This window comes from Variovorax sp. PAMC28562, from assembly GCF_014303735.1.
Classification (GTDB): domain Bacteria; phylum Pseudomonadota; class Gammaproteobacteria; order Burkholderiales; family Burkholderiaceae_C; genus Variovorax.
The window spans coordinates 2,640,503-2,655,840 of sequence record NZ_CP060296.1 but is presented as its reverse complement, the minus strand read 5'-3'; the positions used below and the strand labels follow the sequence as shown (position 1 = coordinate 2,655,840).

Sequence of the window (15,338 nt, the reverse complement as noted above, 5' to 3'; positions counted from 1 at the left end):
CCCTTAAAAAGATTCTGACAGTTATGGCGCTTGCAACTCTCTCTGCCTCCCCGTCTTTGGCTGCGACCTGGGTCTACGTGTCCAACGCCGACAGCCAGGACATCTCGGTGCTCGAACTCGACCGGGATCTGGGCGTTCTCAAACCGGTCGAAACGGTGAATGTCGGTGGCCAGGTGATGCCGATGGCGGTAAGCCCCGACAAGCGTTTCTTGTATGCCGCCCTGCGCTCGCAGCCCTATCGCGTCTTGAGCTTTGCGATCGACGCCGCCAACGGCAAGTTGAAGAAGCTCGGCGAAGCGCCACTGGCAGACAGCATGGCCAACATCGACACCGATGCCACCGGCAAATGGTTGTTCGCGGCCTCCTATCCGGGCCACAAGATCACGGTCAACACCATCGACAAGGAAGGCAGCGTCGGTGCAATCCAGCAATTGATCCCGACCGCGCCAAACGCGCACGCCATCCACGCCGATTCGACCAACCGCTTCGTGCTGGCGACCAGCCTGGGTGGCGACAACGTGTCGAGTTGGCGCTTCGACGCGGCCTCCGGCAAGTTGTCGCCGAACGACCCGCCGCTCACCGGCGCCCAGCCAAAGTCGGGGCCGCGCCACTTTGTCTGGGACAAGGCGCAGCGCTTCGTTTATCTGCTCGACGAACTCGACGCTGCCCTGCACGTGTATGCATGGGAAAGCGCGGGTGGCACGCTCAAGCTGTTGCAGAGCACGACCACCCTGCCTGCTGGATTTGCCGGCAAGCCATGGGCCGCAGACCTGCACCTGACGCCCGACGGCCGCTATCTTTATGCCTCGGAGCGCACATCCAGCACGCTGTCGGCGTTCCGTGTAGACCCGTCCACCGGCCTGCTGCAGTCGCTCGGCCAGACGCCGACCGAGAAGACGCCGCGCGGCTTCGCCATCGATCCGAGCGGGCGCTATCTGATCGCCGCGGGGCAGGAATCGCACAGCGTTTCGGTCTACGCCATCGACGCCAACACCGGCGCACTGGGCACGCCAAAGCGCCTGCCGGTCGGCAAGAACCCGAACTGGATCGAGATCGTCGACCTGCCCTGATCGACACGCTGACCAAGCCGCCGAGTAGGCCGATGCCGCACGCCGCCGCGCGGCAGCCGTGGCGCCGAGTCGCCTCGATAGAATTCGCCTCCCCGCCACCTGCAGAGCTACCCCTCTTCCCCGCTGTGTCCGATCGCCTTTCTGTCCTGCCGCAGTACCTCTTTCCGAAGCTGGCGCTGACAAATTTTGCCGGCTGGGTCGCGGGCAAGGAGCGTGGCGCCGTCACGACCTGGATCATCCGGCGCTTCGTCGCGAAGTACGGCGTGGACATGGGCGAAGCGCTCGAGAGCGATATCGCTCACTACAAGAGCTTCAACGACTTCTTCACCCGGGCGCTCAAGCCTGATGCACGGCCGCTGGCTCAAGCCGATTTGATCTCACCGGTCGACGGCGCCATCAGCCAGTTCGGCCCGATCGAAGGCGAACAGATTTTCCAGGCGAAGGGCCATAGCTACACGACCACCGCGCTGGTTGGTGGCGACGCGACACTGGCGGCGCAATTCGCGCACGGCAGCTTCGCCACGCTCTACTTGAGTCCGAAGGACTACCACCGCATCCACATGCCCTGCGACGGCGAACTGGTGCGAATGATCTACGTGCCGGGCGATCTCTTCTCGGTCAACCCGACGACGGCGCGTGGCGTGCCCGGCCTCTTCGCGCGCAACGAGCGCGTGGTGTGCGTTTTCGAATCGGCGCGCGGGTCCTTCGTGCTGGTGTTGGTCGGCGCGACCATCGTCGGAAGCATGGCGACGGTGTGGCACGGCGTGATCAATCCGCCGCGGCAGGGTGAGTTGCGCGAATGGCGCTATGGAACTGGGGCGAACGACAGCGGCCCGCGCGTCGCACTGAAGAAGGGCGAGGAGATGGGCCGTTTCTTGCTCGGCTCGACGGTCGTGATGCTGTTTCCGAAACCACCTGTGACGTTCAACCCGGAGTGGTCGCCAACCCGGCCGATCAGGTTGGGCGAAGCCATGGCAAATTTCATCCATATCTGAGGCGTAGGCGCCACAGGCCGCATGTAGTATGCCTAGGTCGCTATAAAACTTGTAGCACTCGGTTGATGCTTTCGCTATAGTCACTTGCCGAATCGCGCGGTCGGAAAATCAATCAAAAAAATGCGCCCGAGGAGATGTTGTCGATGAGTTGCAAGCAATGAGTACGAAGGAAAACGCGGCGGTGAGCCAGTTGCTTGCGCTGCTCGAGGCTCGCTATGCCTTGCGTGTTCTCTGGGCGCTCCGCGATGGACATGCGCAAACCTTTCGGCTGCTGCAAGACAGCGTTGGTGGCATCACTCCCAACACATTGAACACCCGCATCAAAGAGCTGCGCGAAGCTGGCGTCGTGAACCACGGCAGCGAGGGCTACAGCCTCACGCTCAGTGGGCAAGACCTGTTGAAGCGGCTGTCGGATCTGCAGGCCTTTGCCGGCAAGTGGCAGTTGACGCAGATAAAGAAGGTGCCAGTGGCGCCGCCGGTCACCAGCAAGTAAACACCCAGGGCAGCGCGCGGGCGGTCGTGGCTTCGGTGATTGGCTTCGATTACTGCTTCAGTTGCAGCTTCGCTAAACTCACCCGCTCTCTCAACGATCATCAACCCGATCGATCTCGATCACCGTTCCAAGGAGCAACCATGCCCACCACTCCCTCCGGCCTGCAGTACGAAGACACCACCGTCGGCGAAGGCGCTGAAGCCAAAGCCGGCCAGCACGTGCACGTGCACTACACCGGCTGGCTCTTCAACGACGGCGTGCAAGGCGCCAAATTCGATTCGAGCCGCGATCGCAACGACGCTTTCGCGTTCTCGCTCGGCGCCGGCCAAGTTATTAAGGGCTGGGACGAAGGTGTTGCCGGCATGAAGATCGGCGGCAAGCGCACCCTCATCATCCCGGCTGCGCTCGGTTACGGCGCTCGCGGAGCAGGCGGTGCAATCCCGCCGAACGCCACGCTCAAGTTCGACGTCGAACTGCTCGACGCGCATTGATCCAGGGCCGGCCTACGGGTCGGCCAGAGCTGCGCTTCCAGCATCGACGCTGGCGCCAGCGGGTTTTCCCAGCACGCGGCCTCTTCGGCCGCATTTTTTCGCTTGAAAAACCCTTCTGCGAGCCCAAGATGGTTCGCACTAGTTTGTTTTTTGGCTTCGCGCCCTTTCATCACATGTCCGATCCACAACAATCCGACCCAAAATCGCAAATGCTGCAAGGCGACCCGAGCCCCGAAGAGCGAGAGGCTGCCCAGTTTGCAGACGAGGCCGATGCCCAGAGCACGCTGGCCACGGTGCAAGCCGAACTCGTCGCCCTTCAGGCAAAGAACGTTGAGCTGTCAGATCAGTACCTTCGCGCGCAGGCCGATGTGCAGAACGCTCGCCGCCGCGCCGACGAAGAGATCACCAAGGCCCGCAAATTTGCCGTCGAAGCGTTTGCCGAGAGCCTGTTGCCGGTCACCGACAGCCTCGAAGCCGGACTGGCGATCAAGGACGTCACGCCCGAGCAGATCCGCGAAGGCGCCGAAGCGACGCTGCGTCAACTCAAGAGCGCACTGGAACGCAACAAGGTGATCGAGGTCGCACCGCCGGCAGGCACCAAGTTCGATCCGCACCAGCACCAGGCCATTTCGGTCGTGCCGGCGGACCAGGAGCCCAACACCGTCGTCAGCGTCCTGCAAAAAGGCTACACCATCAACGAGCGCGTGCTGCGCCCGGCGCTGGTCACGGTCACCGCGCCGAAGTAATCCACAGGAAACCCTCGGTTCATACCTTGAATCGCGGCTGGTTATCCACAAGTTCACACCACCCCATATTTCAGAACTCAGGAGCAAATTCAACATGGCCAAAATCATCGGCATCGACCTCGGCACCACCAACTCGTGCGTGTCGATCATGGAAGGCAACACCACACGCGTGATCGAGAACTCGGAAGGTGCACGAACCACGCCGTCGATCGTCGCGTACCAGGAAGACGGTGAAGTGCTGGTCGGTGCCTCGGCCAAGCGCCAGGCCGTGACGAACCCCAAGAACACGCTGTATGCGATCAAGCGTTTGATCGGCCGCAAGTTCGAAGAAAAAGAAGTGCAGAAGGACATCAACCTGATGCCCTACAGCATCGTCAAGGCCGACAACGGCGACGCCTGGGTCGAGGTGCGCGGCAAGAAAATGGCGCCCCAGCAAGTCAGCGCCGACATCCTGCGCAAGATGAAGAAAACCGCTGAGGACTATCTTGGCGAAACTATCACCGAGGCCGTCATCACGGTACCGGCGTACTTCAACGACGCGCAGCGCCAGGCCACCAAAGACGCCGGTCGCATTGCCGGCCTGGACGTGAAGCGAATCATCAACGAGCCAACAGCAGCCGCCTTGGCCTTTGGCCTCGACAAGCAGGAAAAGGGCGACCGCAAGATCGCCGTGTATGACCTGGGTGGCGGTACTTTCGACGTGTCGATCATCGAGATTGCCGACGTCGACGGAGAAAAACAGTTCGAAGTGCTCGCCACCAATGGCGACACTTTTCTGGGCGGCGAAGACTTCGACCAACGCATCATCGAATACATCATTGCCGAGTTCAAGAAGGAACAAGGCGTCGATCTGGGCAAGGACGTGCTCGCACTTCAGCGCCTGAAAGAAGCCGCAGAGAAGGCCAAGATCGAATTGTCGAACGGCGCGCAAACAGACATCAACCTGCCTTACGTGACGGCCGATGCATCGGGCCCGAAGCACCTGAACATCAAGCTCAGCCGTGCCAAGCTCGAAAGCCTGGTCGATGAGCTGATCGAACGCACCATCGCGCCGTGCCGCCTTGCCATCAAGGACGCTGGCATCAGCGTGAGCGACATCAACGACGTGATTCTGGTCGGCGGCATGACCCGCATGCCGAAGGTGCAGGAGAAGGTCAAGGAGTTCTTCGGCAAGGAGCCGCGCAAGGACGTGAACCCCGATGAAGCCGTGGCCGTCGGCGCCGCCATTCAGGGCCAGGTGCTGTCCGGCGACCGCAAGGACGTGCTGCTGCTCGACGTGACCCCGCTGTCGCTGGGCATCGAAACCATGGGCGGTGTCATGACCAAGATGATCGTGAAGAACACGACCATCCCGACCAAGTTCGCGCAGACCTTCTCCACGGCAGAAGACAACCAGCCGGCAGTGACCATCAAGGTGTTCCAGGGCGAACGCGAGATCGCTTCGGGCAACAAGGCGCTGGGCGAGTTCAACCTCGAAGGAATCCCGTCCGCCGCACGTGGCACGCCGCAGATCGAGGTGAGCTTCGACATCGACGCCAACGGCATCCTGCATGTCGGCGCCAAGGACAAGGGCACCGGCAAGGAAAACAAGATCACCATCAAGGCGAACTCGGGATTGAGCGAAGACGAGATCCAGAAGATGGTGAAGGACGCCGAGCTCAATGCGGCCGACGATAAGAAAAAGCTGGAGATCGTTCAAGCCCGCAACCAGGGTGAAGCGATGGCGCACAGCGTGAAGAAGTCGCTGGCCGAGCATGGCGACAAGCTCGAAGCCGGCGAAAAGGAATCGATCGAAGCTGCGATCAAGGACGTCGAAGAAGCGCTCAAAGGCGAAGACAAGACGTTGATCGAAGAGAAGACCAACACTCTGATGACCGCGAGCCAGAAACTCGGTGAAAAGATGTACGCCGATGCGCAAGCCGCAGCCGGTGCTGCCGGCGGCGCAGCGGCTGGCCCGCAAGCGACAAGCGCGCCGGCCGACGACAACGTCGTCGACGCCGAAGTCAAGGAAGTCAAGAAGGGCTGAGCGTGTTGACAACGCTCACCTGACCAGCGCGGAAACCGGGCTGGATCACCTTTGCGGGTGGTCCAGCCTTTTCCGCTTCAAGCCGCCTGCACCGACCGAACCCGCGAACCCTGCGAACTCCGCCCATGGCCACCAAACGCGACTACTACGAAACCCTCGGCGTTCCCAAGAACGCCAACGAGGAAGAAATCAAGAAGGCTTATCGCAAGCTTGCGATGAAGCACCACCCTGACCGAAATCACGGCGACACCACCAAGGCCGCCGAGGACAAGTTCAAGGAGGTCAAGGAAGCCTACGAAATGCTGTCGGACAGCCAGAAGCGCGCGGCCTACGACCAGCACGGTTTTGCCGGTGTCGACCCCAACATGCGCGGCGGTCCAGGTGCAGAGGGCTTTGGCGGCTTTGCCGAGGCCTTCGGGGATATTTTCGGCGACGTGTTCGGCGGCGCGCGTGGCCGCACCAGCGGCGGGCGCCAGGTATTCCGCGGTGGTGACTTGAGCTACGCCATGGAAGTCACTCTGGAAGAAGCGGCCGAAGGCAAGGAAGCCCAGATCCGCATCCCGAGCTGGGACGAGTGCGGTACGTGCCATGGCAGCGGCGCCAAGGCCGGCACCAAGCCGATCGTGTGCACAACCTGCCATGGAGCAGGCGCGGTGCAGATGCGGCAAGGCTTTTTCAGCGTGCAGCAAACCTGCCCGACCTGCCACGGCACGGGCAAGCTCATCCCGGAACCCTGTGCGGTGTGCCATGGCCAGGGCAAGATCAAGAACAACAAGACGCTCGAGGTCAAGATCCCTTCAGGGATCGACGACGGCATGCGCATCCGCAGCACCGGCAACGGCGAGCCCGGCACCAACGGCGGTCCGCCAGGTGACCTGTACATCGAGATCCGCTTGAAGAAGCACGAGCTCTTCGAACGCGATGGCGATGACCTGCATTGCGTCGTGCCCGTTGCGGTGACCACGGCAGCGCTCGGCGGCGAGATCAAGGTGCCGACCTTGAATGGTGCAGCCGCCATCGATATCCCCGACGGCACCCAAAGCGGCAAGCAGTTTCGGCTGCGCGGCAAGGGCATCAAGGGCGTGCGCTCCAGTTACCCGGGGGACCTGTACTGCCATGTGCGTGTCGAGACGCCGGTCAAGCTCACCGAGCACCAGCGCAAGTTGCTCAAGGAGCTCGACGAGTCGCTCAAAAACGGAGGCGACAAGCACAGCCCGACAGACAAGGGCTGGATCGACAAGGCAAAGGAGTTCTTTAGTTGATCGAGCGGAAGCAAGCGGCCCCAGAGGCCGCTTTTTTTTATGTAGTTATAGCGATTTAGGCTGTCTCGTTTCAGAGACGCGCTCCTGCGCCAAAGAGGAACTTTTCACAACACCCTTACTTCATACACAAGGTGTCTGCGACGGTCTCCCACTGCAGGCGCGCTCTTTGCTTTAAGCTAATTGAACGGATTTGGCGACGAAGTTTTTTCTGCGCAGCCCCGCATTTCGGACCACCGGTAGCCCGACTGAAGCGTTATGTGCAGTACGGTAAGTCCGTGCAGTGTTTTCGCTCACTCGATGGAGGTGTTCTATGGATGTGATCAGCAGTTATGCCGCCCGCTACGAACGCACACGCGAGGAAGTCCTTTCGCTATCGGACTACCTCGACATATGCAAACGCGAGCCTGTTGCGTATGCCACCGCTGCAGAGCGGATGCTCAAGGCCATCGGCGAGCCCGAGATGGTCGACACGCGCAATGACTCGCGTCTGTCGCGGATCTTTGCCAACAAGGTTCTCAAGATCTACCCGGCTTTCAAAGAGTTCTACGGCATGGAGGAGGCCATCGAGCAGGTGGTTTCGTACTTCCGCCATGCCGCGCAAGGGCTCGAAGAAAAGAAGCAGATCCTGTACCTGCTCGGCCCCGTTGGCGGCGGCAAGAGTTCCATCGCAGAGCGGCTCAAGCAGCTCATGGAGCACGTGCCGTTCTATGCCATTCAAGGCTCGCCGGTCAACGAGACCCCGCTCGGCCTTTTCGATGCGGCCGAAGACGGTGAGATCCTCGAAAAAGAATACGGCATTCCGCGCCGCTACCTGAACCGCATCCTGTCGCCGTGGGCTGTGAAGCGGCTCGAAGAATTCGGTGGCGACATCCGTAAGTTCAAGGTGGTCAAGCGTTACCCGTCGGTTTTAAGGCAATTGGCTGTTGCCAAGACCGAGCCAGGCGACGAAAACAACCAGGACATCTCGTCGCTCGTCGGCAAGGTCGACATTCGCAAGCTCGAAACCTTCGCGCAGGACGATACCGATGCGTACGCGTATTCAGGCGGCCTGTGCCTGGCCAACCAGGGCCTGCTCGAATTCGTGGAAATGTTCAAGGCGCCCATCAAGGTGCTGCATCCCCTGCTCACCGCGACGCAAGAAGGCAACTTCAAAGGCACCGAGGGCTTCGGCGCCATTCCGTTCGATGGCATCGTGCTGGCGCACAGCAACGAGAGCGAGTGGAAGGCCTTCCGCAACAACAAGAACAACGAGGCTTTTCTCGACCGGATCTATATCGTCAAGGTGCCCTACTGCCTGCGCGCCTCCGAAGAAATCAAGATCTACGAAAAGCTCGTGCGCAACTCGTCGCTGGCTGCGGCGCCCTGCGCGCCCGGCACGCTTCGAATGATGGCGCAGCTGTCGGTGCTCACGCGCTTGAAAGAGCCCGAGAACTCGAGCATCTTCAGCAAGATGCAGATCTACGACGGCGACAACCTGAAGGACACCGATCCCAAGGCCAAGTCGTTGCAGGAGTACCGCGACTACGCCGGCGTCGACGAAGGCATGAGTGGCGTGTCGACACGCTTCGCCTTCAAGATCATCTCCAAGGTATTCAATTTCGACAGCACCGAAGTCGCGGCCAACCCGGTGCACTTGATGTATGTGCTCGAGCAACAGATCGAGCGCGAACAGTTCGCACCCGAGGTCGAGCAAAAGTACATCAGCTATATCAAGGAGCTGTTGGCACCGCGCTATGCCGAGTTCATCGGCAAGGAAATCCAGACGGCGTACCTCGAGAGCTACAGCGAGTACGGGCAAAACATCTTCGACCGCTACGTGACTTACGCCGACTACTGGATTCAGGACCAGGAGTACCGCGACGTCGACACGGGCGAAGTGTTCGATCGTGCGTCGCTCAACGGCGAGCTCGAGAAGATCGAGCGGCCGGCCGGCATCGGCAACCCGAAAGATTTCCGCAACGAGATCGTCAACTTCGTGCTGCGTGCACGGGCCGGCAATGCGGGGCGCAATCCGGCATGGACCAGCTATGAAAAGCTGCGCGCGGTCATCGAGAAGAAGATGTTCTCCAACACCGAAGAACTCTTGCCCGTTATCAGCTTCAACACCAAGAGCAGTGCAGACGAACAGAAGAAGCACGAGGACTTCGTCGATCGCATGGTGGCCAAGGGATACACCGCGAAGCAGGTCCGGCTGCTGTGCGAATGGTATTTAAGGGTACGCAAGAGTTCCTAGAGTCCCCGATTTCACCGCACAAGGAGTTGCGAAACAGTGGCCATCCTGCAGCAGATCATCGATCGGCGTTTGTCGGGAAAGAACAAGTCGATCGGCAATCGCGAGCGCTTCCTTCGGCGTTATCGCGGGCAAATCCAGGAGGCCGTGCGCAAGGCGGTCAGTGGCCGAAACATCCGCGATCTTGCGCAGGGTGAAGACGTCACCCTGCCGCGTCGCGACGTGTCAGAGCCGGCCTTCGGGCATGCGCCAGGCGGCAACCGCGAATACGTACATCCCGGCAACCAGGAGTACCTGAAGGGTGATCGCATCAAGCGGCCGCCGGGCCAATCGGGCGGCGGCAGTGGGAGCGGTGAAGCGGGCGACGGCGGCGAAGGCGAAGACGACTTCGTGTTCCGCCTCACCCGCGAAGAATTCATGCACGCGTTCTTCGAAGACCTGGCGTTGCCGCACCTGATCCGAACGCAAATCGCCGAAGTGCCGGAGTGGAAGAGCCATCGCGCCGGTTTTACCAGCGACGGCTCACCCACCAACCTGCATGTCGTGCGCTCCATGCGCGGCGCCCTCGCCCGCCGCATCGCGCTCGGTGGCGAGCCACGCAAAGAGTTGCGCCGCCTCGAAGCGCACTTGTTGACGTTGCGGGCGCATCCGCACGCGACACCGTCCCTGGTGCAAAAAGAGATCGAAGAAACCGAAGCGCAAATCGAAGAGCTGCGCCGTACCGCGCGTCATGTGCCGTACATCGACCCAATCGATCTGCGTTACCGCAATCGCGTAAAGACGCCGGTGCCGAGTGCCAAGGCAGTCATGTTTTGTTTGATGGACGTTTCGGGCTCGATGGACGAATCGCGCAAGGACATGTCCAAGCGCTTCTTCATGCTTCTGTACCTGTTCTTGACGCGGCACTACGAAAAGATCGATCTCGTGTTCCTGCGGCATCACACGCAGGCCGAAGAAGTGTCCGAGGACGAGTTCTTTCATGCGACCGAAACGGGCGGTACGGTGGTGTCGAGCGCTTTGGTGCTGATGGACGAAATCATCCGGGCGCGCTACCCGAGCGGCGAGTGGAATATCTATGGCGCGCAGGCCAGCGACGGCGACAACTGGCATCAGGACAGTGGGCGCTGCCGCCAATTGCTCGACGAAAAGATCTTGCCGATGGTGCGCTACTACGCCTACGTGCAAGTGGCACAGGCCGAGCAGAACCTGTGGCAGGAGTACACGCAGCTGCAAGGCGTGCGGCCCAACTTCGCGATGCGTAAAGTGGCTGACGCGCAAGACATCTATCCCGTCTTTCGCGAACTGTTCAAGAAGGAAGGAATCGCCAGATGACCGACCTGCTCATCGAGCCCAACCTCGAACGCGCGGACCAGCCGCTGCCGAGCCCGTCTGACTGGACCTTCGATCTCATCGAGCTCTATCACACCGAAATCGCGCGCACGGCGCGAGGCTACGGGCTCGACGTGTACCCCAACCAACTCGAGGTGATCAGTTCAGAGCAGATGATGGACGCCTACTCCAGCGTCGGCATGCCGATGCTCTACCGGCACTGGTCGTACGGCAAGCAGTTCATCCTCACCGAGAAGAACTACCGCCGTGGCCACATGGGGCTGGCGTACGAAATCGTCATCAACTCCGACCCGTGCATTGCCTATCTCATGGAAGAGAACACCATGGCGATGCAAGCCCTGGTGATCGCACACGCGGCCTACGGACACAACAGCTTCTTCAAGGGCAACTACCTGTTCCGGATGTGGACCGACGCGTCGTCCATCATCGACTACCTTGTCTACGCGCGGCACTACATCGCCGAATGTGAGCAGCGTCATGGCGTCGACTCGGTCGAAGAGCTGCTCGACTCTTGCCATGCGCTGATGAACTACGGTGTGGATCGTTATCGCCGCCCGCAGCGCCGTTCGCTCGCGCAAGAGAGCCTGCAGCGGGCCGAGCGCGAGCAGCACATGCAGCAGCAGATCAACGACCTGTGGCGCACTCTGCCGCGCCGTGAAGGCCAGGCCGCGGAGGCCGCGGCGACCAAGCGCTTCCCGGACGAGCCACAAGAGAATCTGCTGTACTTCATCGAGAAAAACGCGGCGCTGCTGGAACCATGGCAACGCGAGGTCGTGCGCATCGTTCGCAAGGTCGCGCAGTATTTCTATCCGCAGCGCCAGACGCAGGTGATGAACGAGGGCTGGGCCACCTTCTGGCACTACACCCTGCTCAACACCATGTACGACCGCGGCTTGCTGGCCGACGGTTTCATGATCGAGTGGCTGAGTTCGCACACCGGCGTGATCTACCAACCGCCGGTCGGGCATCGCGCGTACAGCGGCATCAACCCGTACGCGCTGGGCTTTGCGATGTTTACAGACCTGCGGCGCATCTGCGAGCAGCCGACCGAAGAAGACCGTCGCTGGTTCCCCGACATCGCGGGCAGCGACTGGGTCAAGACGCTCGACTACGCGATGCGCAACTTCAAGGACGAGAGCTTTATCGGCCAGTTCCTGAGCCCGAAGGTGATGCGCGACTTCCGCCTCTTCGCGATTCGCGATCATGAGAAAGACAGCGAGCTCGAGGTCGCCGCGATCCACGACGACAGCGGCTATCAAGCGCTGCGTGAGTCGTTGGCGCGGCAGTACGACATCAGCTGCCGCGAGCCGGACATCCAGGTCTGGAACGTGAACACCCGCGGCGACCGGTCACTGACCCTGCGCCACACGCAGCGCCATGGCTTGCCGCTGAACGACGGAGCCGAAGAAGTGCTCAAGCACGTCGCGCGGCTGTGGGGTTTCGACGTCCAGTTGGAGAGCGTCGACGGCCAGGGCAAAGTGAGCCGCAGCTGGAAAGCCGTCGCGCCTCGCCAGACCTGAAAAGAAACCCGCAGGTGGACCGCTCAGTTCGCCATCGTCGGGTTGCGCTTCTCTTCCATCAGACGTTGTTGCTGAAGCACCGCTATACATGACGGGTGCGCGCTGTGCTCCGCCTTCGCACATTGCGCTGCCATGCACCTCGATGCTGCAAAAAAACCCAGGCCGGTGCACTGCGCCTTAGGGTCCGTTGCCGCTGTTGCGGTGCTTACCCGACTGCCCGGCGCTGTCGATGACACGGACGCCTTGGCTGGTGTGCGGGTCACCGCGGGCGCAACCGCTGTGGCTGGCGGCGCCGTGGTCACTGCTGATCTGGATGTTTCGCGGTTGACCGAAGCGGCACCGACAGCGGAGGCCGGAGGTACGACCTGAGCGGAAGGAGTTGGGATCGATGACTCCGTCTGAGTCGATGGGTTGAACGCAGGTAACGGAGCAAGCGGGTTCAAGGGAGTAGACGAAGCAAGAGGAGCGATCGAAGCGGCCGGAGCAATGGTCGGCATCACCGTTGCCGACACCGCAACCGCAACCGGCGCAGTCACCATCGCAACCTCGGGTTCTCCGCCCACGCTCGAATGCCCGAACGCGTAGATGTACAACCCACCGGCACCGGCGACCAGCCAGCCGGCGGCGCCAATGACGAGCGCGATCGCGAAGGCCGCAACGCTGACCCACAGGCCCTTGCGTCCTTCGACGGTGCGTCGCGGACCGCTCGACAGTGGAGGTGTCTGCGGCGCAGATCCGTGGGCTGAGGTGGCCGGCGCGGCCGATGTCGCACCGGTCGCTGCAACAAACCCGGAAGCCCGAGGCAGCGCAGCGTCGGCGCGAATGCCAGGCTCCCTGAGGAACGTGGCGCGATGCGCAGCATGCGGCATATGCGGCAATATTTCAGTCGCCGCAAAAACCGTCGGCAGCGATTCGATGCACTCGATGCAGAACTTGGCGACAGAACGGTTTTCAGTCCCGCATGCGGGACAGGTCACGCCCATTCAGTGCGCCACCTGGCCGATGCGCGGAGTCTCGATATAAACACCGCCGCTTTGGGCGGACGACAGGTTCTTCTCAGCAGACAACACCAACGCTGCCTGATGCGCCGAGCGGCTGGCGGTCTTGACGTGCGAGATCAGTACCCGCCACTCCTGGGTGAGCTGATCGGACGAATCGTCTTCGGGTGAGCGCAGCAGCGTCTGGCCGGCGTCGACCAAATTTGCAGCGGCTGTCAGGCAGATGGTCAGTGCTTGCTGGGCGGCAGTGGATGCCGGGCGGCGCGCGTCGGGCCCACCATCTACACGTGCCAATACTTCTTCGATAGCGATCAGGGCGCGTTCGAGCAATGCACGGTCGGATAGGGTTGTCATCAATTTGTCCCGGAATGTTTCCGAATTCAAACTCGATGGTGACAGCCCTCTCTGGAAAACGCATGTGCACTTTGGCACAAGCAGATACAAAAGTTTCTAAATGTGTCGGCGATTCGATCACTCAGCCGTTCAGCCTGACCAACGCCTCGATCGCCAAGGGATACCCCTTCACGCCCAGCCCCACGATGATCCCGCGAGCGGCTGGTGAAATATAGGAGTGATGGCGAAATTCCTCGCGCGCATGAACGTTCGAAATATGCAGCTCGATCAAGGTCACGTTCGCGCCCTTGATGGCATCGTGCAGCGCGATCGACGTATGCGTGTAAGCACCCGGATTCATCACCACGCCGATCATGTTGCCAGCGGAAATCTCGCGGCCGGCCTCGTGAATCCAGTCGATCAGCTGGCCCTCATGATTGGACTGGCGGCACTCGACCGCCACGCCGAGCTTGTCGCCGGCGTCCTTGCACATGTGCTCGACGTCGGCCAGCGTTTCATTACCGTATTGCGCAGGTTCGCGGGTGCCCAGCAGATTGAGATTAGGGCCGTTCAAAACGAGGATTTTTTTCATGGGATGCAGCTCCGGTCGCGGGCATCTTATAGTGACCGGCTGCCTCATTGCATCCACACGAATTCCTTCCTCAATCTCGATCACTTCTCTTCTTCTGACATGAAAACCAAAGCCGCCGTCGCCTGGAAATCCGGAGCCCCGCTCACAATCGAAACCGTCGACCTCGACGGCCCGAAATTCGGCGAAGTGCTGGTCGAGATCAAGGCCACCGGCATCTGTCACACCGACTACTACACGCTGTCGGGTGCCGACCCGGAAGGCATCTTCCCGGCCATCCTCGGGCATGAGGGCGCGGGCATCGTGGTCGACGTCGGCCCCGGCGTGACCACGCTCAAAAAGGGTGATCACGTCATCCCGCTCTACACGCCCGAGTGTCGCCACTGCAAGTTCTGCCTGTCGCGCAAGACCAACCTGTGCCAGCAAATCCGCACCACGCAGGGCAAGGGCCTGATGCCCGATGCGACGAGCCGCTTCAGCATGGACGGCAAACCGATCTTTCATTACATGGGCACCTCGACCTTCAGCAACTACACGGTCGTGCCTGAGATTTCGTTGGCGAAGATCCGCGAAGACGCGCCGTTCGACAAGGTCTGCTACATCGGCTGCGGCGTCACCACCGGCCTCGGCGCGGTGATCTTCACGGCCAAGGTGGAAGCTGGCGCCAACGTGGTGGTGTTCGGCCTCGGCGGCATCGGCCTGAACGTGATTCAGGGCGCCAGGATGGTGGGCGCCGACAAGATCATCGGCGTCGACCTGAACCCCGAGCGCGAGGCAATGGCCCGCAAGTTCGGCATGACTCACTTTCTGAACCCGAAGGACATCGAATCGGCCGGCGGCAACATCGTCGACGCCATCGTTCAATTGACCGATGGCGGCGCCGACTACAGCTTCGAGTGCATCGGCAACACCAAGGTGATGCGCCAGGCGCTCGAGTGCACGCACAAAGGCTGGGGTCGCAGCATCATCATCGGCGTGGCCGAAGCGGGCGCCGAGATCAGCACGCGGCCGTTCCAGCTGGTCACCGGGCGCAAGTGGGAAGGCTCTGCCTTCGGCGGCGCGCGTGGACGGACAGACGTGCCGAAGATCGTCGACTGGTACATGGAGAACAAGATCAACATCGATGACCTGATCACTCACACCATGCCGCTCGAAGACATCAACAAGGGCTTCGAGTTGATGAAGAGCGGCGAGTCGATTCGGGGTGTGGTTCTGTACTAGCTCACCCATGTGTC

The 15,338-nt window shown here is 61.1% G+C and carries 14 protein-coding genes; 11 read left to right on the top strand and 3 right to left on the bottom strand.

What is annotated here, in order from left to right; genetic code table 11:
* Positions 1 to 23: 23 nt before the first annotated feature.
* The 10 genes from H7F36_RS12535 (at position 24) to H7F36_RS12490 (ending at position 12,183) form a co-directional block, all read left to right on the top strand.
* Positions 24 to 1,070 carry a lactonase family protein gene (locus H7F36_RS12535; RefSeq protein WP_187051133.1) on the top strand — a complete coding sequence of 349 codons (1,047 nt, stop codon included), beginning with the start codon at positions 24 to 26 and terminating at the stop codon, positions 1,068 to 1,070.
* A gap of 125 nt (positions 1,071 to 1,195) precedes the next feature.
* On the top strand, positions 1,196 to 2,065 hold the full coding sequence (asd, locus tag H7F36_RS12530; protein ID WP_187051132.1) for an archaetidylserine decarboxylase: 870 nt from the start codon (positions 1,196 to 1,198) through the stop codon (positions 2,063 to 2,065).
* 157 nt (positions 2,066 to 2,222) lie between these two features.
* Positions 2,223 to 2,558 (top strand): winged helix-turn-helix transcriptional regulator, encoded by a 336-nt coding sequence (locus H7F36_RS12525; RefSeq protein WP_187051131.1) that lies wholly within the window; start codon positions 2,223 to 2,225, stop codon positions 2,556 to 2,558.
* A gap of 140 nt (positions 2,559 to 2,698) precedes the next feature.
* A complete protein-coding gene (locus tag H7F36_RS12520; protein WP_187051130.1) occupies positions 2,699 to 3,049 on the top strand; it encodes an FKBP-type peptidyl-prolyl cis-trans isomerase in 351 nt (116 codons plus the stop codon).
* A gap of 209 nt (positions 3,050 to 3,258) precedes the next feature.
* The gene (gene grpE, locus H7F36_RS12515; protein ID WP_261802647.1) at positions 3,259 to 3,795 is read left to right on the top strand and encodes a nucleotide exchange factor GrpE; all 537 of its coding nucleotides are present in this window, start codon (positions 3,259 to 3,261) and stop codon (positions 3,793 to 3,795) included.
* 94 nt (positions 3,796 to 3,889) lie between these two features.
* Positions 3,890 to 5,821, top strand: a complete 1,932-nt coding sequence (gene dnaK, locus H7F36_RS12510) for a molecular chaperone DnaK (protein ID WP_187051128.1) — start codon at positions 3,890 to 3,892, stop codon at positions 5,819 to 5,821.
* Between the two features lie 125 nt (positions 5,822 to 5,946).
* Positions 5,947 to 7,083: a molecular chaperone DnaJ gene (dnaJ, locus tag H7F36_RS12505; protein ID WP_187051127.1), complete on the top strand. Its 1,137-nt coding sequence runs from the start codon at positions 5,947 to 5,949 to the stop codon at positions 7,081 to 7,083.
* Positions 7,084 to 7,393: 310 nt separating this feature from the next.
* Positions 7,394 to 9,316, top strand: coding sequence for a PrkA family serine protein kinase (locus tag H7F36_RS12500; protein ID WP_187051126.1), 1,923 nt, complete (start codon positions 7,394 to 7,396; stop codon positions 9,314 to 9,316).
* Positions 9,317 to 9,352: 36 nt separating this feature from the next.
* Positions 9,353 to 10,645, top strand: coding sequence for a YeaH/YhbH family protein (locus H7F36_RS12495; RefSeq protein ID WP_187051125.1), 1,293 nt, complete (start codon positions 9,353 to 9,355; stop codon positions 10,643 to 10,645).
* Complete coding sequence (locus H7F36_RS12490; protein ID WP_187051124.1) at positions 10,642 to 12,183, top strand: SpoVR family protein; 1,542 nt, start codon at positions 10,642 to 10,644, stop codon at positions 12,181 to 12,183. Before H7F36_RS12495 ends, H7F36_RS12490 begins: the two co-directional genes overlap by 4 nt.
* Before the next feature lie 23 nt (positions 12,184 to 12,206).
* On the opposite strand, the gene H7F36_RS12485 is transcribed toward H7F36_RS12490, so the two are convergent.
* The 3 genes from H7F36_RS12485 to aroQ form a co-directional block, all read right to left on the bottom strand.
* The gene (locus tag H7F36_RS12485) at positions 12,207 to 13,166 is read right to left on the bottom strand and encodes a zinc ribbon domain-containing protein (protein WP_187051123.1); all 960 of its coding nucleotides are present in this window, start codon (positions 13,164 to 13,166) and stop codon (positions 12,207 to 12,209) included.
* Positions 13,167 to 13,535: a hypothetical protein gene (locus H7F36_RS12480; RefSeq protein ID WP_187051122.1), complete on the bottom strand. Its 369-nt coding sequence runs from the start codon at positions 13,533 to 13,535 to the stop codon at positions 13,167 to 13,169.
* 121 nt (positions 13,536 to 13,656) lie between these two features.
* Positions 13,657 to 14,106 (bottom strand): type II 3-dehydroquinate dehydratase, encoded by a 450-nt coding sequence (gene aroQ / locus H7F36_RS12475; protein WP_187051121.1) that lies wholly within the window; start codon positions 14,104 to 14,106, stop codon positions 13,657 to 13,659.
* Between the two features lie 99 nt (positions 14,107 to 14,205).
* On the opposite strand from aroQ, the gene H7F36_RS12470 reads away from it, so the two are divergent.
* Positions 14,206 to 15,324 carry an S-(hydroxymethyl)glutathione dehydrogenase/class III alcohol dehydrogenase gene (locus H7F36_RS12470; RefSeq protein ID WP_187051120.1) on the top strand — a complete coding sequence of 373 codons (1,119 nt, stop codon included), beginning with the start codon at positions 14,206 to 14,208 and terminating at the stop codon, positions 15,322 to 15,324.
* The last annotated feature ends 14 nt before the right edge of the window (positions 15,325 to 15,338 follow it).